The following is an 18,973-nucleotide window of genomic DNA, read 5'->3' on the forward strand; positions in this document are numbered from 1 at the left end:
CGATTACCGCTCAGGCACTATATTTTTGTGCAGCATCCGGCGCAGACAAAACCAGCTGCCCAGCGGCGCGGCTCCAAGGCCCAGCAGCAGCAGAGTAACGGTTCGCGGGGCGGCGCTGGCCGACAGGACACCGATAAAAATAAGCGTCCCCGCCAGCCGGCCGGTCATCAGGCACAGCTCGCGCAGCACGATCAACTCGACCCGCATGCCCGCGCTCTCCTTGCTCTCGCCCATCAGATCAAAGCTGCTCGAAACCATGGGCAGCATATACAGCGGAATAAATAACGATGTTCCGATACCCATAATCAGCAGGGTTCCGTAGTTAACCGTCCACAGCATGGGCACTATGACCGCTACCAGCAGCAGTGCGCCCCAGAACATCCCGGCTGACCGGTATTTGGGTTTTAACCATTTGCCGGCCGCCCAGTAACAGACAAGCGATACCGCCGAGGTAATAAGCGTAAACTGCCCCAGCTTGCTTTCCTCTTGAGCCGCTATGTATACGAGCAGGCCGATTAAGAAGGAAAATACACCTTCCCGAAGTCCTTGGAATACAAGCCCCGCTCCCATTACACGCCAATCTCTGTCTTCGGATTGAAGCTCATGCCAGGGCTCCAGCCATTGATACTCGCCGGGGGTTTTCCGCTTTTTCAGAAAGAAGCTCAGCACCGCCGCCACCCCGTAAATGCACAGAGAGATGATGAATACCACCCGGTACCCCCGGTTTCCGTGCATCGCGGATATCAGCCACCCGGACAGCCAGGGACCGACGATACCGGCCAAGGAGCCGAGGAGTCCAACCCAGCCGTTGAAAGCGTTCCGGTTGCCAGGACCCGTGGTCTCAAAAAAAACGATGTTGAAGGCGAGCCAGAATAGACCTAAAGCAACCCCCAGCAGAGCGCCGAGCGGCCAGACATAATCAACCACCCGGCTCTCCAGCCACAGCACCAATAGATAAAAAAGGCCCGAAACGGCGATGCCAAGCCGCAGGGCATTCATTTTATTGAACTCCTTCACCCATTTGCCGCCCAGCCAAAAGCTGAGACCCAGAGCGATTTGTTGAGCTACCGTAAACCAGCCGATCATAATGTAATCCTGGCGGCTCTTCCATAAGTATACATTTAAAAAGGTTCCCGCAAGCGCGCCTGACAGCACGAATAACCCGTTAACCGCCAGCAGCAGCCGCGGTTGTCCCCGCAGTGATTCATTCATGGTGCTCCCCCTTAGCCTTTGAGACATGCCTTTGATAGCATGCCCCAAAAGAAGGGATCTTAGCGGCGGGAATTTATTTCCGGAGGCCGCCGATATTCCGCACCCACTGCTCACGGTCTTCTTCGGTCAGGCTGTACTGAACCTGGAAGCATGACGGACACATATACATATTCAGTGAAAACGGCGCTTTAAGCAGCGGTGCGCCGACTGCGGCGGGCACGGCAGATTTGAAATCCTGCGCCTGAACCGTACCGGCCAGCAGCATATATTCATGACACTGCGGACATTCCGGTACTTCAGACTGTTCATCCAGAACGGCCGCCACGGCGCTGTCATAGCGTTCTAGATCGTAAGTGTCACGATAGCTGTCAAGCACGTTGAAGACAGGAACGATGCCTTCCTGTGCGTCTTCCCCCCATAAATCCTCTTCGCCATGTTCATGCTCATGCTCGTCGTCGTCTTCCTCGTCTTCCAGATCTTCATCCAGATCTTCCCTGCCGATGCTTACCGTACGGTAAGCGCTCAGATCGTTGCCGCAATGCGGGCAGGCTTCCTCCGGTCCGAGTTCTTCATCCCATACGATTTCCGTATGGCACCAAGGGCAAACGGTTGTATCCATCTCTCTAATCTCCTTTGTCAGTTCAGCATTAAATAAATAATTCCGGCCGCCAAAAACAAGACCGCCGAAACAAACAGCACGCGCACCAGAATTTTCATACCGCACTCAAATCTCCTTTTGCGCTGATCGTTCCTTACAGTATCGATGCTCCGATTACATAAGACAACGACACGGAAATCAACATCGCCGTCAAACCGACCGCCCGGTTATCCGCCGCAATCTCCTTGTCGATTGAAAAGACGGGCGTCAGAAATTCAAACATGAAGTAGGCGATCAGCAGCAGAACGAAACCGATCGCCGACCATTTCATTGTTTCGTAAATCGAGGCCTCCGCCTGGATGCTGAAGCGAAGCACGTTGCAGATGCCGAATATTTTGCCGCCCGTCGCCATCGAAGCCGCCACGTTGCCCTTTCGGATTTCTTCCCAGCAGTTGTATTTGGTCACCATTTCGAATATGGACAAAAAGACAACCAGCTCCAGAATCGCAACCGCGAAGTAGCCGAGCAAGCTTCCCAGCGGATGACTCAGCAAAGCATCGATTGTGTGTTCCATGGGTTCCTCCCTCTTTCCGCCGGAAACACCCGTTATTCCAGCTCCGCCACCGTTACGCCCGCGCCGCCTTCGTTGTAGTTGCCGAGACGGTAGCTCTTGACATGCTTGTGTTTGCGCAAGTAGTCTTGGATTCCCGAGCGCAGGACACCCGTACCTTTGCCGTGGATGATATAAATCTGACCGAGATTGCCTAGAAATGCTTCATCGATAAAACGGTCCGTCTCCATCAGCGCCTCTTCCAGATTCGCTCCCCGCAAATCCAGCTCGCTGCGGGTATTCTCGTCACGGGTCCGCTTCACGGTTGTGGCCTGGCGAATCGGCTGAGGCGCTGCCGGCTTCGCGGGCGACAGCAGCTCCAGATCGTCCAGCCGCACCTTCATTTTCATGATGCCGAGCTGTACGATGGCTTCTTTGCTTCCGCTCAGCTCGACTACATGGCCTTTCTGATTGAGGCTGTGCACAGCGACTTCATCTCCGGGGCCGATTTGGCGCGCCTGCTTGTTCTTCCCGACGCGCGCGGGCTCCTTCTTGCGGGGTGAAGGCTGCGCTTCATCGAGCCGCCGCCGGGCTTCGATCAGCTTGTGCTCCTTGACCGACGCTCCTTCTTCCAGAGCCAGACGCCGCAAATCGCCGATAATCTGTTCGGCTTCCTTGCGGGCCTTGTCGACAATCGCGGCGGCTTCCTTCTCCGCCTTGTCCAGCCACTTGTCCCGCTGGTTCTCCAGCTTCTCCAGTTCCTGGCGCTGCTTGCCGCGCAGTTCTTCCGCTTCGCGCCGCAGATTCTCCGCTCGCTCGCGTTCGTTCTCTGCGCCGAGCCGGTTCTCTTCCAGCGAAGCGATCATATGCTCGACGCGCAGGTCCTCTTCCTTGACCTCGCCCCGCGCGTGCTCGAGAATGGCAGCCGGAAGTCCCAGACGCTCGGCAATCGCGAAGGCGTTGCTTCGACCGGGAACGCCGATCAGCAGACGATACGTCGGCCGGAGGCTCTGCACATCAAATTCCATGCTGGCGTTGATGACGCCTTTGCGTTCGTAGGCGTAAGCTTTAAGCTCGCTGTAATGCGTCGTCGCCACCATCCGGCAGCCCGTCCGGTGAATATGCTCCAAAATGGCGATAGCCAGCGCCGAGCCTTCCGCCGGGTCCGTCCCCGCGCCGACTTCGTCGAGCAAAACCAGGCTTTTGGGAGTCATCCGCTTCAGGATGGATATAATATTGGTCATATGGCTGGAGAACGTACTCAGGCTCTGTTCGATGCTCTGTTCGTCTCCGATGTCGGCGTATATGGCGTCGAACACGCACATTTGGCTTCCTTCTTCAGCCGGAATAAAGAGGCCGGACATCGACATCAGGCTGAGCAGCCCGATGGTCTTCAGAGTAACGGTCTTGCCGCCCGTATTCGGGCCGGTCACGATAATGGAGCTGTACTGGTTGCCAAGCTCCGCATCCAGCGGAACAACGGACTCCGCTGAAATGAGCGGATGTCTGCCCTTGCGCAGCTTCAAGTAGCCCCGGTCATTCATTCGCGGACGCGAGGCTTTCATCTCCCTCGCCAGACGGGCTTTGGAGAATATAAAATCAAGCTGGCCGAGAATATCGACGTCATACGCCGTCTCCTCGGCAATTTCACCGACAAGTGCGGTCAGCTTCCGCAGGATGATTTCGATTTCCCGTTCTTCGCGCAGTCTCGTCTCCCGGAGCTTGTTGTTCATCGCGACAATCGATTCGGGCTCGATGAACAGCGTCGCTCCCGAACCCGACTGATCGTGAACGATGCCGCCAAAGTGGGACCGGTATTCCGCTTTTACCGGAATAACGAACCGGTCGCCGCGTATGGTAACCAGCTGATCCTGCAGCATCTTTGCCACAGAGGAAGAACGAATCATCGAATCCAGCTTCTCGCGGATTCTCGTCTCACCATTTCTCAGTTCCCTGCGGATGGTTGACAGCTCGGAGCTGGCGGAATCGAGCACCTCAGCATTCTCGTCGATGGCGGAGCGAATAGCGTCCTCCACAGGCTTCTGCTCCGAGATCAGATCACTTAGATCGAAGAGCATCTGGATTTTCTCTTCTTCGTGCATGGCTGCCAGAAAGCGCTTGACCCGGCGTCCGCCGCCGATAGTGTTTCCGACGGCCAGAAGCTCGTGCGTGCCCAGCGCTCCGCCGATGGCGGCCCGCTTCAGCGCCGGTTTAATATCGGTTATACCACCGAAGGATGGTATTCCCTTCAAGCGGTCGACCGTCGCTCCTTCGTCCGTCGCCTGCAGCAGCAGCTTAACGGCTTCAAAATCGCCGGACGGCTTGAGGGCTTCTGCCATCGCTTCTCCCATCGGGGTCTGCGTATATTGCACCAATTTATTTAAAATCTTTCGATATTCAAGCGTATGCAAAATCTTGTCGTCCAATTACGGTCACAGCTCCCTTCATATAGAAATCATTATACCGAATATGGAGCATTTCCGCTATTTGGGTGCTGTCTTCCAAACATAACGGAGAATGATTCTGTGTACAATAACCCTTGCACGTATCCTTAAGCTTGAAGCAAAGGAGGCTTGTACAGTGAGATTTTTAGGTCATGTTGTCCGCTTCATCGTGTCCGCGCTGGTTCTTCTCGTCGTTGGCTGGATTGTACCGAATTTCAGCGTCGGCGGATTCTGGAGCGCCCTTATGCTGGCTCTGGTAATCGCTTTGCTCGGGTGGATCGCCGAAGGCATTTTCGGCCGCAAAACAACGCCGTTCGGGCGCGGTATTGTAGGATTTCTGGTGAGCGCACTGGTTATCTGGCTGGCGCAGTTCATTGTCGCGGGAGTCAGCGTATCCATAATCGGCGCGATCCTCGCGGCTCTGGTCATCGGGATTATAGACCTGTTCCTGCCTGTCTCGACGCCGTTCGAAGCAGGCAAATAACAAAGGCCCGCGCAGCTCAAAAAGAAGCCGTCCCCGACACAATAAGTGAAGGGACGGCTTTCTTTTTATGGATCAGACGAGCACAAGCTGATTTTCACCGGCAGTGGTGACCCGGTTTTTGCCGCTGCGTTTGGCCTGGTAGAGAGCTTCGTCCGTTCGGCGGAACAGCAGTTCCTTGCCGTCCCCTGCACGGTAAGGGCACAGGCCGATGCTGACGGTAATCGGCTTGCCTCCCGCGTAAGGATGCACCATTCCAGCTATGCCGGACCGAAGCACTTCTGCTAGCGCATAAGCGTCCTCCAGGCTTTTATCCGTAAATATGATTGCGAACTCCTCGCCCCCGTACCTGGCGGCAAAATCGTTGAGGCTGATCGTGCCGCCAATCTTCGCCGCGACTTCCTTCAACACAATGTCTCCGATCCAATGCCCATAGGTATCGTTTACCTGCTTGAAATTGTCTATATCGAACAGTGCAAGCTGCAGCTGCAGCCCGTTCTTCTCGCCTTGCTCCAGCAGCGAATCCAGGTATTCGTGGAAGGTCTTGTGATTGTAAAGCCCCGTAAGCGCATCGATCTTCAGCAGCTTGTCGGAAACGGCCCGTTCGACCAAAAGTCCCTGCTCCGATTGGGTCAGCTGTTCCAAATATTCGTTCGTTTCGTACGCCCGACCGATAACTCCCCGCGCCATCACCACAAACACAATAAAAATGCATTCCACCATTAAAAATTCAGGCAGCGGTTTCTCCAGCAGTCTTCGCTCCAGCCCGAAATAAATGCCTGCATACAGAAAGAGGTTGAGCACCCCAAGCCCGTACAGCATCCTGAGGTCAAAATAAACAAGCGAAGCCATTACCGGTATCATCAGCGCCATCTGGGCGCCATCGACATACGGTTCAGCTAAAAAGTACAGCAGATAAGACACCAAAAATCCGCAGCCGATCACAACTTGCTTCTGAAATCTGAAATCTGCGCGGAGCCACACTTCCGCCACGATCATAATCAGCAGCAAAAACAAACTGCAAGGGAATATAAGATAACCCATCTGCTCCGGAACGGTGAAAGCGGGTGCTGGTTTCAAGCCGACGAGCACATAGATAACCTGCCCTATTAAAGTAATCGCTATCAGCGTCCAGTATAAATTCAATATTCTTCGGTGCCAGACTTCCGTATTCAGTAAAACAGCAGCTCCACTAATTAGAATCCCCTACTTTTAAGCTTTGTATTATAATATATACGTATAATGATTTTCATTATAATAAATTTGAATCGCTTTTGCATCCGTTTTTACAATTCCGGGTTGAGCTTTCGATTCCAGTTTTGCTGTAGTCTTGCCAGGAAGTTGATCATCGCAAAACTTTTAGGAGGTCAACATGAAAAAAACAGCTTTGTTTCTGTTATCCATCGCCCTTGTGCTCATTCTTTCCGCCTGCGGCGGGAAATCGAACGGCGGCGGGAACACTGCGGACAGCGCGACCGGAAGTACAGTCAGTCCGGCGGCGGCGCAGGAGGAAATCGTCATCAAGGCAACCAACTACAGCTTTGACCAAAAGGAGTACCATCTGAAAAAGGGGGTTCCCGTCAAAATCACATTTGAGAACCAGAGCGGCAATCACGGCATTCTTGTACCCGAGCTCAATCTTCAATTAGACGGCAAACAAAACTCACAGGTGATCGTTCCCGAACAAGCGGGCACGTTCAAGATGACCTGCTCGGTATTTTGCGGCTCCGGCCACAGCCAAATGAGCGCCGATATCATCGTGGAGTAATTCCGCATAATCAACCGTTTAAAAGGGCAGCCCCCGCTGAAATCTCCGGGGGCTGCCCTTTGTCTAATTGTTGCAATTTATTCTGCGAGAAACGTACCCGCAATCTGGATGGACGGTGTCAGGCGTTTCTTCTTGTGCGCCGTTATTCAGCTATCCTGTTCGATGAGTTGAATCCATTCATTATATTCAATTTGCAGCTTCGCATATTCGGCCTGTAGCTTCTGATGCTCCTGCGTAACGCGGTCCAGTTCGCTTTGCCGCATGTTGAATTCGGCTTGAAGCAGCCGAAGCTGTCCCTGGACAAGCTCGTAATTTCCACCGATCTCTTCAAGCTTCCGGAGTGCGTCGCTGCGCTCATGGCTCAGCGAATCGCGCACCCGTTCGCCCTCCAGGGCCTCCTGCTGCCAGACATCGATTTCCTCGCGCAGCTTCGACTCCGTCTCGGCCCACACCTGCTGCGCCTGCTTCAGCTCTTCGTAATTCGCTCTCCACGATTCGCCGTAGCTCTGCGATTCACTCAGCTGTTCGCGCTGCAGCTCGGCGGCAGCCGCGGCCTCTCTGCCCGCTTCGGACAATTCTTCCAGCCGAAGCGATGCTTCCTCGGCTTCCTCTTCAAGCAGGCGGCAGCGCTCCTGCAGCCGTTCTCCGTTCTGCAGCACTTCATCGTACTGCACGATCAGTTCCTCATGGCGCTCACGGAGGCCGGCCAGAGTGCTCTCCGTTTCCGCGCTGCGGACACGCAGCGTGTCTCGGGCGCTTTCGGCTTCCTTCCGGAGAGCCGCTTCCCGCTCCAGCGACTTCGACAGCTCCTCGGCCTCGCTCCGAAGTCTATAAAGCTCTCCCTGCACGGCTCCGAGCTTCTCCTCGGCCTCAAGCAGGCTGACCTCCAGCTCGCCGATCTCCTCCTGCCGCTTGCCTGCCGTCGCCTTCCACTCGCCGAGTTCGGCCGTTATCCGCGCAATCTCTTCCTCAGCGCGGAGAAGCCGTTCGGACGTCTCGCCCAGCGACTTCCGCAGCTCTTCCGCCTGGCTCTTCGACAGCTCATAGGCCTGCCGAAGCTCCACAAGCTCTTGCTGCAGCAACTCTCCGAGGCCGCTGGCTGCTTGCAGCTCATCACTGAGCTGCCGTTCGCGCAAAAGAGCCTCGTTATGCTGATTTTGCAGCGCGGACCGGGCTTCGCGTTCTGCCTTCAGGCCAGCCTCCTCGGCGCGCAGCTTCGACTGAAGTTGGCTTATCGTGCCGCGCAGCTCGCCGATCTGCTTCTCCATCTCCTGCGCGCTCTGCTTGTGCCGGTGCTCCTGGTTGCCCAAGGACTGCCGAAGCTCCTTGTTCTTCGCAAGCTCGCGCTGCAAAGATTCCTGCTCCCGGCTCAATTCCTTGCCCAGCGCCGATGTCGCCTCTTCCATTTCGCGGGTCATGGCGCTCTTCGTTTCCTCAAGCTCCCTGCCGAGAGCGGCCTTCGTCTCCGCAAGCTCCCGCTCCAGGCGTTCCTTGATCTCCGTCAGCTCCGACAATTGCGAAGCCCGAAGTTCCTCCAGCTCCGCCCGGTGCCCGGCGCTCAGCGCTTCCACTTGCTTCAGGCGCAGCGCCTCGGCCTGCTCAAGCTCCAGACGGTAGCTCTCACTGCTCTCTTCCCGTTCGCGTTGATGCGCTTCGCGCTGCTCCTGCTGCTCCAGGTCCCGCTGCTTGAGCTCTTCCTCAAGTCCCTGCCGAACCGCCGCAGCTGTCTCCTCCGCCTTCCGCAGAAGCTCAGCATGCGTTTTGCGCTCCTGCTCTCCGGCCTCCAGATGCCGCTTGAGTTCCTCCTGGGCCTCGGCAATCAGCCGACGCTTCTCCTGCTCAGCGGCTGCGGCCAGCCGTTCCTGCTCCTCCTGCTGTTCACCCTGGGCCTCCAGCAGACGGGCGACCTCGGCGCGCAGCAAGCTGCGCTCTCCGGTCAGCATATTCAATTCATTCTTGAGATCCTGCGCTTGTATCGCCTGTTCCGCCATGTGCACGGCGGCAAGAACCGCTATGCGCGGAGTATCCAGCCGACTATGAGATTTGGAAATCGCTCGCATATGCTCGTCTACATAATGGGCGATCTGTTTCATATATTCAGTACTGCTTCCAACTAGTTTATAGGAAGTACCGTAAATTTCCACGGCGACACGAGTCCGGTCCATTGCCACAGTTGTGCCCTCCTTTATGTGTATGCGGATTCTAAGCTGGTTTATCGTCTCTATTGTACTATTGTAACTTTATCCACAAGCATTTGGCAAAAAAGCTCTATTTCCTTTTTCCGCCACGAAATCCACCGCCATTAAAAGAGAAAAGCCGCAGCGAATCCGGGGTTCTAATTGGATTCGCTGCGGCTTTGCACAATTCCTGCTACTTTCTTAAGTTTGCGCCAAAACTTTGCTGAAGCGCGTCAAGCACCTTGGAGTGAACCTCCGAGACTTCCTCGTCGGTCAACGTATGCTCCGTATGGCGGTACAGCAGGGAAACGGCGATGCTCTTCTTGCCGCTTTCCATCTTTCCGCCCGTGTAGACGTCAAATACCTGCGCCGATTGCAGCAGGCTGCCTCCCTGTTCGCGGATGACATCCAGCAGCCGGCTCGCCGGAACTTCCGAATCAACGACGACCGCAATATCACGTTCCATGCCGGGGAACCGCGGAAGCTCCGTGTACTGCAGCGTTGTCCGGGCCGCTTCATAGAGCGGCGCAAGCAAAATCTCGGCCGTATACGTATCCTCCAGATCCTGCTTGCGCTGCAGATCGGGATGGATCTGTCCCATGGTGCCGAGCTTCACCCGTTCGCCCTTTACGTTCAGGTAGAGCGAAGCGGAGCGGCCGGGATGATAACCCTGCGGTGAATCGCCTTCGAAAACAACGGCGTTATCCAAACCAAGGTATGCGAACACCGATTCCAGCGCCCCCTTCAGATCGAAGAAGTCGACGGACTCGGGGGCCACATTCCATTGCTTCGCAGCCCGGCTTCCTGTCAGGAGCAGAGCCAGCGTCTGAAACTCCCGAGGCTGCCGGGTCAGCTGTTCCTCATCGGTAATAAAGACGCTGCCGATTTCGAACAGCGCCAGATCGCTCTGGCGGCGGTTCACGTTGTACTGCGCGATATCAAGCAGCTGCGGCAAAAGACTGGTCCGCAGCACGCTGCGGTCCTCGCTCATCGGCATGGCCAGCTTGACCGCCAGCCCCCCCTCGGTCAGTGCAGGGAACAGCGCGGTCCGCTCGGGCTGAATGAAGGAGTAACCGAGCACCTCCTGATAGCCGCCGTCCGCCAGCAGTCTTCGCAATGTGCGGCGCAGCGCCTGCGGTCCGGTCAATCCTCCCGGTGTAGTCGGCCCTTCAATAAGCGTAGTCGGAATGTTGTCATAACCGTACAGACGGGCAATCTCCTCGAAGAGATCCACATCCAGGCTGATATCGCCGCGTCTTGTGGGCACGCTGACTTCAATCGTACCCTCTTCCGCATCTCCGAATGAAAAATGCAGCCGTGCAAACAGTGTCTTCACTTCCAGCAGCGAAAGGTCCATGCCGAGACGGCGGTTTACCTTATCAAGCGACAGCTTGATTACTCTCTCCTCAACTTCGTCGGTTCCGGCCTGAACGATCCCTCCGTGTACGGAGCCGCCGGCGTAGCGGCTAAGCAGCGAAGCCGCTCGGTTCAGCGCAGGGATAACGGAGCGCGGGTCAACTTCCTTCTCGAACCGCAAGGAAGCCTCCGAGCGGAGACCGAGCTGGCGGGATGTCTTGCGGACCGTTCCGCCATCGAATCTGGCCGATTCCAGCACGATATTTACCGTCTGATCGGTTACTTCCGAATTCAGGCCGCCCATCACTCCTGCCAGCGCCACCGCTTTTGCGGCATCCGCGATCACCAGCATATGCGGCTCCAGCTTGCGCTCCTGTCCGTCCAGCGTGGTCAGGATCTCGCCTTCACGGGCAAGACGGACGCCAAGCGCGCCGCCCTCAAGCCGGTCGGCATCGAAAGCATGCAGCGGCTGTCCGTATTCCAGCATGACGTAATTCGTGATGTCTACAATATTGTTGATCGGACGGACACCCGCCGCCATCAGACGGTTCTGCATCCACAGCGGCGAGGGAGCGGGCTTCACGCCGGAGATATAACGGACCGCATAATGCTTGCAATGCTCCTCGTTCTCAACAGTAACGGCTATTTTGTCAGACGCGGGCGAGATGATCTCAATGACATCCCGGCCGGGATCCGGCAGAGACAGCTCGCGTCCGAGGATGGCGCTGGTTTCATAAGCCGCGCCAATCATGCTGAGACAATCCGACCGGTTCGGAGTCAGATCGAATTCAAGAATCTCGTCGTTCAGGCCGAGCACTGTCATAATGTCTTGTCCGATTTCCGTGTCTTCAGGCAGTACAAGAATACCTTCCTGAAGCTCTTTCGGCAGCAGCTTGTCATTCATGCCCAGTTCTTTGGCGGAACAAATCATGCCCTGGGATACGACGCCGCGAAGCTTGGCCTTTTTGATCTCAAGACCCGGAAGCTTCGCGCCGACCAGCGCCACGGGAACCTTTTGGCCCGCCGCCACGTTCTTCGCCCCGCAGACGATCTGCAGGTCCTCGTCCTGACCGGTGTCGACAATGCATACATTCAGCTTGTCGGCGTCGGGATGCTTTTCCTTGGATTTAACAAATCCGGTGACAATCCCGGACAGTCCTTTATTGCGGCGCTCCACGCTGTCGATTTCAATGCCCGCGTCCGTAATTTTATCTGCCAGTTCCTCGGCAGTTACGCCATCCAGCGATATATAATCAGCCAGCCAGCCGGTTGATACTTTCATGTCCGCTCACTTCCTTATATTATGTTGATTATCATACTTGCGGGGTATTTTCACACGCCCCTGAACTGTTTGACAAAGCCTATATCGTTGAAATAGAAATTGCGAATGTCGTCAATGCCGTATTTCAGCATCGCGATCCGCTCCGCGCCCATGCCAAAGGCGAATCCGCTGTATTTTTCAGGGTCGTAACCGCCCATTTCCAGCACCTTCGGATGCACCATGCCGGCGCCCAGGATTTCCAGCCAGCCCGTTTGCTTGCACAATCTGCAGCCATGTCCGCCGCATTTAAAGCAGCTTACGTCGACTTCCACGCTCGGTTCGGTGAAAGGGAAGAAGCTCGGACGAAGGCGAATACCCGTGTTCGGTCCGAACATTTCTTTAACGAACTGCTGAAGCGTCCCTTTCAGGTCGCTCATGCGGATATTCGGCCCGATGACCAGCCCTTCAATTTGATGGAACTGGAAAGAGTGGGTCGCATCGTCGTCGTCGCGCCGGAACACTTTGCCCGGGCAGATGATTTTAACCGGAACTTCGCCTTGCATCGCCTGCATGGTGCGAACCTGCACCGGAGACGTCTGGGTGCGCATGAGCAATTCCTCCGTCAAATAAAAGGAGTCCTGCATGTCGCGGGCCGGATGGTTCTTGGGCAGGTTCAGCGCCTCGAAATTGTAATAATCCGTCTCCACCTCGGGACCCTCAGCCACACGGTAGCCCATGCCAATGAAGATATCCTCAATTTCCTGAATCACCCGGTTCAGCGGATGAATACCTCCCTGGGGCAGACGGCGTCCCGGCAGCGTAACGTCCACCTTCTCTGCTTGCAGACGGTTCAGCGTCTCCTGCTCTTGAAAAGCCTCCTGCTTCGAGACGATAATCTCCTCTATGGCGCTCCGCACCGTATTCGCCACCTGTCCGATGACCGGACGCTCCTCTGAGCTCAGCGAACCCATGCCGCGCAGAACCTCCGTAAGCTCGCCCTTTTTGCCGAGATATTTTACCCGCAGGTCATTCAGCGTTTGAGGGTCCTGTACCTCCCGCAGCTTCTCCAGCGCTTCAACCTTTAATGCTTCCAGCTTTTCTTTCATGGCTTTAGCAGCCTCCTCTACTTCGATATTCGTGCACAAAAAAAGCCTTTTCTCCCGGTAAGGGACGAAAAGACCGTGGTACCACCCTTGTTAGGCAACTGCGGACATTTCCCGACGAACGGGAGAACTGCCGATTAAACGCTGCCTCACTTTATGCAGAAATAACGGTCTGCGGCCGGTATCCTCTACTTAATGATCACCCATTATTGGGGGTCATGTTCAAAGAACTGCTCCGGAGCGAACTTCGACAGCCCTGGTTCCCGGACACGCTCTCAATCTCCGGCGTTCCTCCCTGTGGGCTAGATGCTGTGTACTCTTCTCCATCGTCGCATTATTTTATTCCTTCTTACAGCATTCTTCATTATAGTGATTTCGAGCAATTTTGGCAAGCGGCGAGCATTGTATTGGCGAATCTTCATGCCTATTTATACATCTTTCGTTTCCGATCGGCTGGTTCGCTTCTTAGTCCCGCATGCCACGGCACGCCCAAAATGCCGGACCACCGCCCCGCTTCGGCAGACGGATGCGCATTCACCGCAAAGAATGCAGTCCGGATGATCCATTGTTTCATTCTTGACCATTTCGGTTACTTTCAAGCTCATACTGCATGCTCGGGTACAGCTTCCGCAGGATACGCATTTGGCGGCATCGGCACTAAGTCTTAGTCCGGGCAGCCCAAGAATCCGGCCGATTCGGGTTCCGATCGTATTCAAAATGGACATCGGGCATATATATAGACAAGTGGCCCTTTTTCCCAAAAGCAGAGGAGCAATAGACAGCAGCAGCACGATCACCGCCATGAAAACCGCTTTTGCCCAGTTGTCAACAGAAATATAATTTTCGGTCAGATAAAACGGCTGAACCTTGGGCCATTTTGCGCTGGCCACAAGCGGATAAACAATAAACCCAAGCCAGATTAGTCCAAGAACGTATCGAACGGGCTTTAGGTGGGTAATAAGTCTCAAGGGTTTTTTCCGCCATTCGTTTAATGCTGTCTGCAAGCCCCCGTAAGGGCATATATACCCGCAAGCAGCCCTGCCCGCAAATAATCCGCTAAGCAGAAAAGCAAGCCATACGAAAAAAGCGCCGGCCATTACGCCGTGAAATAATCCGTCAATAATCAAATACGGCGAAAAATAATTCAGCGTTACAGGAAGCAGCAAAAAAGAAGCTATGGAAACTGTCTTCTGAATATTTAGGCGTCGTGCGCGCCGTTTGGAGGTGCTGTTCACTCTGAATACCCCTTTTTATTCAATTCGTTTCACCCAGCGAGACATGCGCTGTTCCATTGTTAAACGCAGTATTCAATACATATTGAATAGCGGCCGTCTATTACGAAGTCATCCTGATATACTACGGACCGAAACAGTATTGTACATAACCCGTAATTCCGTGACGCAGAAACCGGCTCCATTTGTTCAAAGGACATTTGCGCCAGCTTCATAGGCTTGACCGGATCAATTCCGTCATCGCCGCTGCTGCCGCCATTGTCTCTGAGGCCAAGATGGATTTCAGGATTTCCTGCCGCTATCGCTCCTTTCTTTTTGATTCAGCATAGTTTACAAACGGATTATCCGTCTATGACAGATTCAACAACCTGTGCTGCCTGGATAGTCATACATGGATGACTTAATCTCAGCCGGTCCCGGGGCATGCGTATCGTCTGATTTTATTATGTCTTTGCGAGGAGAGGAAGACAGTGGCTGGGTTCACCGAAGTTAAAACAACCCGTAAATTAATCATTATGTTCGCTGCTATATCTGTTCTTTTAATTGTTGTCAGCATCGGCTCCTTGCTGTATCTGAACCATACCATCAGCCGTTTCACGGATACCCTTTATGAGGATATAAACCGGAATACGAATCTCATTCAGGACGCCGAGAGCGATTTGTATCAATCTTCGCAGGCTCTCCAGATGGTTCTCAGCCCTTCCTTGCCTGAAGCACAGCGATCTGAATTCCGGCAGGAATTCGAAGATAATCTGGCCCGGACCGAGCGGAATGTAGAAGCCATTGGACATAAGCTGGCCTCCATGGAGCCCTACCAGAACCACAAAGAAAGCGAAGCGCTGCTGGATGATATCCGGCATCAGCTTGCCGGTTTCGAAGGCCCTTTCGGGGAATGGCGGGTGAGCGCGAGGTCGCTGCTCTTAACCGGCACGCCGGAGGACGGGGGAGACCCGGAGAACCTCTCTCCAGCGCCGAACAGCGTACAGTTGAAGGAAGCTCTCCGGTACCTGGACCGGTCGGAAGAATTGCTCGGCAGTTATGCGAAACAGGTGATCGATGATTTTCGCAGCCAGAAAAGCTCGGTGTTCGCTCTCTATTCCCTTCTGCTGTTCATGCTTGTTCTCGTTATTATTTATCTGGGCCGCAGAATTCTCTCGCTCCAAATCGAGATGCGGGAGGAACAGGCACTGTACCAGCTTATCGGGGAGACGATGTCTGATTTTATCCTGCTTACGGATTCGAACGGCCTGATTTTATATGCGTCCCCGTCGCATTTCTCAGCTTTCGGTTATATCCCCCAAAAAGGCGATCCGCTCTCCCTCTACATCAGGGAACCGGAAATTGCCTGGGCCAAATTGAAGAGCGTTGTTCAGGCAACGCCGAAAATGGCTGAACTAAGAATGAGAAGCTCTGAAGGACACTGGATCTGGCTGGAAACGAGAGTATCTCCCGTAAAAAGCAGCCTGTCCATCCCGGCGAAATTCATGCTTGTTTCCCGGGAAATAACGCAGCGCAAGCAGTACGAGGAACGGCTGCACAAGCTGGCATTCTATGATCATCTGACATCGATCCCCAATCGGGCTCATTTTAAAATGTACATGGAAAACCTGATTTCCCACCCCGATGACCGCAGGCAAAAGCTTGCGCTCGCTCTGCTGGATTGCGACAGGTTCAAGCAGCTTAATGACACTTTGGGCCATCTGGCCGGAGATGAATTTTTGCAGCTGTTATCCAGCGAGCTTCAGCAAGCCGTAAAAGGCTTGGGGCAGGCATTCCGGATCGGAGGCGATGAATTCGCCGTCGTGCTTCACCTCGGCTCCGCTCCTGAAATGATGAATGAGATACTGGACCGGCTGCTCCAACTGTTTAACAAGTCATGGTCGGTGAATAATGGATCAAGTTTCCACACTTCGGCAAGCATCGGCGTCTCTCTGTACCCCCAGCATGGAAAAACGATTAACGAACTGCTGCGGGCAGCCGATCTGGCTATGTACCGTTCCAAAAGCCATGGGGGCAATGAAGCTAATCTATATGCCGAAGGAATGGACAAGGAGTACCCGGAACAAGAAAACACCAGACATTGAGATCGGCTTAAAAAAGGCTGCTACAGCGCCGGGAATAACGGCGGATCGTAGCAGCCTTTTGTATCCATCTATCTGTATCGTTCAACTGGTCATAGGAAGCTTCGTGTCAACGGAATTGCTGTTGTCGCTGATCAGCACCTTGATTTCCTGGTCGCTCTTCGAGCAATCAATGAACCGGTCTGTGCTTCCGTCCCTGGACTCCCAATCGTTTACTCGCAAAATATAACCAATGGAACGCGTCTCCGGAAGCACCTCGATCACGGCGACAGCCCGGCCGTCCTCCATATACCGGAAATCACATTGGCCGTCCTGTATTCCGGTTCCCCATACCCATAAATTCCAGCCCCGGTAATCGCCGTCGGAACGCTCATAATGAACCTCAACTCTTTTGGCCCGCGGGCGTGGTTCACCGCTCTCATCATAGAGTACCATCATCGATAGCCCCTCGATTTGAACTTCCGTACCTTCCACCTTCCGGAAAGATTCCAGTTCCGCGCGGGTATGATCGACAACCACATTCCATTGTTCCGAGCAGGAAGGCAGGCCTGTCGTGACCTCCCAGGGGTTGGCATTAAACAGTACGACGATATTTTTCCAGACGTCGCCGCCGGCGTGATTTTTCAGGATGTAGGATACGACGCCCCCATCGCAGCGGAAGAACTCAAGCGAACGTTCAATTTCCTGACGTCCGCGCAGACGAAAGGCCGGGTGATTTCTGCGCAGCGCGATTAGACCTTTATAGTATTCGAACACCGGCAAGAATCTGGCCTTGTTGCTCCAACGAATCGCATTGATGGCGTCGCCGCTCCGGTAGCTGTTATGGTCGCCGAATTTGCTGCGAAGCAGCTCGTCTCCAGCATGCAGGAACGGAATGCCCTGGGAGGTCAGTACAATCCCTCCGGCCAGCAAAGAACGGCGCACCGTCTCATTGTCCAGGAGGTTCTCTTCCGTAATGCCGATATACGGATCGGCGTTAGCCACCGCCTCTTCCAGACTGCCTCCATTCTTTAGCCTGCCGTTATCCAAATCGGGGAACCGGCAATCCTGGCGCATCCCCTGCGCCGCGAGCAGCTTATCCCACAGATTTAAGTTGTCATGCGCAGTCGTATAGTTGACCGTCTCTGCCGGAGAGTCCGCAAAGTCATGAACGGCGCCGATAATTCCGGCCGCGACCGCTCCCTCCTTGCCCATTTCTCCCGTAACATAGCCTCTTCCCCAACCGTCGCTGTCGCCCTTAAGCGCCGACCGGAAGTTATCGTTGAAGACGGCATAGCCCTTTCCGCGCTGCGCGCCTTTCAGCGTCTTGGAAGCCAGAGGAGAATCGCCGCCGGTCCAGGGCTCCCCGTAAACAATCAGGCTCGGATTGACCTCCAGACGCAGTTCCTCAACGATTTCACGCATAGTTGCCGTGTCGATAAGACCCATGAGGTCAAACCGGAACCCGTCGATATGATATTCCGCCGCCCAGTGGCGGAGAGAATCTTTGATGAACTTGCGCACCATCGGCCGCTCGGTGGCCAGTTCATTGCCGACACCCGATCCGTTGGAGAGACGGCCGGCATAGTCATGCCGATAGAAGTAACCAGGGGCGAATGCTTCAAAAGGTCCCTTTTCCACTGAATAGGTATGATTGTAAACCACATCCATTACGACAGAGATCCCCTGCCGGTGCAGCGCCTGTACCATCTCTTTAAACTCCCGGACGCGTACGGCGGGGTCGGAAGGATTCGTACTGTAAGAGCCTTCCGGCGAATTATAATGCTGCGGATCGTATCCCCAGTTATAATTGTTTTCTCCGGGAGCCGCATCTCTCTGCTGCAGTTCGTCCACCGTCTGAAAATCGAACACGGGAAGCAGATGAACATGCGTGATCCCTAGCTCGCTTAAATGATCAATTCCGAGCGTATGGCCTTTCGGATCGCGAAGACTTGTCTCAGTGAACGCTTTATATTTACCTTTTGCACTAATACCGGAGCTTTCATGAATCGAGAAATCGCGAACGTGCAGCTCGTAGAGCACCGCATCCACCGGATGCTCAAGGGGGCGAGGAACATCAAGCTCCCAGCCTTCTGGATCGGTTTCCCTTATATCGATAATGGCCGAACGAAGTCCGTTCGCCGAAACGGCATTTGAATAGGGGTCGGCCGCCTCCCGGATCGTTCCATCCGCATAAACGACGCGGTACATGTAAAATTTGCCCTTCAGATCACCTGCAATCCTCACCTGCCACACCCCGCTGTCCCGGCGAAGCATATAAGTTAAACGGGCGTCCTCCGACCACTCCGCACTTCCGCTTTCTTCCCCCCCGGAGTTGTACAGCACAAGCGACACGGCCGAAGCCGTTGGCGCCCATACCTTAAAAATACTGCTGTCCGGAGTGTAGCTTAAGCCCAAATCCCTGCCTTCATATATTTCAGCTGCGGATTCCGCATTCATATAATTGCTTTTCATTGCATCCACCATCCTATCGCTCCCGTGCATAAAAGCCGCCGGAAGTTTTTAAATCCATATATGCCCCAATCCCGGATGCCTTATACATGGCAAATGATGAAGAATAAAGGAATAAAGCTCATTGCCAATATATAATATGTAACAGTATGTTCACAGGTTTGGGTTTTTCGCTGCATCATGAAACCTCTTACTTTTATTATCGGTTGAAATAACTACTTCCTGTATATTAATAACCATATTACCTTCAATTTTTAAT

Annotated in this window: 13 protein-coding genes and 1 other annotated feature; of the genes, 3 read left to right on the top strand and 10 right to left on the bottom strand. The window is 54.3% G+C overall.

Features of this window, described 5'->3' with window-relative positions; genetic code table 11:
• Positions 1–3: 3 nt before the first annotated feature.
• The 4 genes from EH198_RS06545 to EH198_RS06560 all read right to left on the bottom strand — a co-directional run bounded on the left by EH198_RS06545 (position 4) and on the right by EH198_RS06560 (position 4,786).
• Entirely contained in the window at positions 4–1,212 is a 1,209-nt protein-coding gene (locus EH198_RS06545; RefSeq protein ID WP_124694744.1) for an MFS transporter, read from the bottom strand.
• A gap of 73 nt (positions 1,213–1,285) precedes the next feature.
• A complete protein-coding gene (locus EH198_RS06550) occupies positions 1,286–1,831 on the bottom strand; it encodes a hypothetical protein (protein WP_124694745.1) in 546 nt (181 codons plus the stop codon).
• A gap of 133 nt (positions 1,832–1,964) precedes the next feature.
• Positions 1,965–2,384 carry a DUF350 domain-containing protein gene (locus EH198_RS06555; RefSeq protein WP_124694746.1) on the bottom strand — a complete coding sequence of 140 codons (420 nt, stop codon included), beginning with the start codon at positions 2,382–2,384 and terminating at the stop codon, positions 1,965–1,967.
• 32 nt (positions 2,385–2,416) lie between these two features.
• Positions 2,417–4,786, bottom strand: coding sequence for an endonuclease MutS2 (locus EH198_RS06560; RefSeq protein ID WP_124694747.1), 2,370 nt, complete (start codon positions 4,784–4,786; stop codon positions 2,417–2,419).
• Positions 4,787–4,940: 154 nt separating this feature from the next.
• Between EH198_RS06560 and EH198_RS06565 the strand changes: the two genes are divergently transcribed.
• Entirely contained in the window at positions 4,941–5,288 is a 348-nt protein-coding gene (locus tag EH198_RS06565) for a phage holin family protein (protein ID WP_124694748.1), read from the top strand.
• Between the two features lie 72 nt (positions 5,289–5,360).
• Here the strand turns inward: EH198_RS06565 and EH198_RS06570 are convergent, their stop codons facing one another.
• Complete coding sequence (locus EH198_RS06570) at positions 5,361–6,431, bottom strand: GGDEF domain-containing protein (RefSeq protein ID WP_124694749.1); 1,071 nt, start codon at positions 6,429–6,431, stop codon at positions 5,361–5,363.
• Between the two features lie 226 nt (positions 6,432–6,657).
• Between EH198_RS06570 and EH198_RS06575 the strand changes: the two genes are divergently transcribed.
• Complete coding sequence (locus tag EH198_RS06575; RefSeq protein ID WP_124694750.1) at positions 6,658–7,053, top strand: cupredoxin domain-containing protein; 396 nt, start codon at positions 6,658–6,660, stop codon at positions 7,051–7,053.
• A 146-nt stretch (positions 7,054–7,199) separates the two neighbouring features.
• Here the strand turns inward: EH198_RS06575 and EH198_RS06580 are convergent, their stop codons facing one another.
• The 4 genes from EH198_RS06580 to EH198_RS06595 all read right to left on the bottom strand — a co-directional run bounded on the left by EH198_RS06580 (position 7,200) and on the right by EH198_RS06595 (position 14,185).
• Positions 7,200–9,224 carry a hypothetical protein gene (locus EH198_RS06580; protein WP_124694751.1) on the bottom strand — a complete coding sequence of 675 codons (2,025 nt, stop codon included), beginning with the start codon at positions 9,222–9,224 and terminating at the stop codon, positions 7,200–7,202.
• Positions 9,225–9,423: 199 nt separating this feature from the next.
• Entirely contained in the window at positions 9,424–11,868 is a 2,445-nt protein-coding gene (pheT, locus tag EH198_RS06585; protein WP_124694752.1) for a phenylalanine--tRNA ligase subunit beta, read from the bottom strand.
• 50 nt (positions 11,869–11,918) lie between these two features.
• Complete coding sequence (gene pheS, locus EH198_RS06590; RefSeq protein ID WP_124694753.1) at positions 11,919–12,953, bottom strand: phenylalanine--tRNA ligase subunit alpha; 1,035 nt, start codon at positions 12,951–12,953, stop codon at positions 11,919–11,921.
• 57 nt (positions 12,954–13,010) lie between these two features.
• Positions 13,011–13,289: a binding site (T-box leader), on the bottom strand.
• Positions 13,290–13,378: 89 nt separating this feature from the next.
• Positions 13,379–14,185: a 4Fe-4S binding protein gene (locus tag EH198_RS06595; RefSeq protein WP_124694754.1), complete on the bottom strand. Its 807-nt coding sequence runs from the start codon at positions 14,183–14,185 to the stop codon at positions 13,379–13,381.
• 467 nt (positions 14,186–14,652) lie between these two features.
• Between EH198_RS06595 and EH198_RS06600 the strand changes: the two genes are divergently transcribed.
• On the top strand, positions 14,653–16,266 hold the full coding sequence (locus tag EH198_RS06600; protein WP_124694755.1) for a diguanylate cyclase domain-containing protein: 1,614 nt from the start codon (positions 14,653–14,655) through the stop codon (positions 16,264–16,266).
• 81 nt (positions 16,267–16,347) lie between these two features.
• Here the strand turns inward: EH198_RS06600 and pulA are convergent, their stop codons facing one another.
• Complete coding sequence (pulA, locus tag EH198_RS06605; RefSeq protein ID WP_124694756.1) at positions 16,348–18,717, bottom strand: type I pullulanase; 2,370 nt, start codon at positions 18,715–18,717, stop codon at positions 16,348–16,350.
• Between the last annotated feature and the right edge of the window lie 256 nt (positions 18,718–18,973).

It is taken from the genome of Paenibacillus rhizophilus, assembly GCF_003854965.1.
GTDB lineage: Bacteria > Bacillota > Bacilli > Paenibacillales > Paenibacillaceae > Paenibacillus_AQ > Paenibacillus_AQ rhizophilus.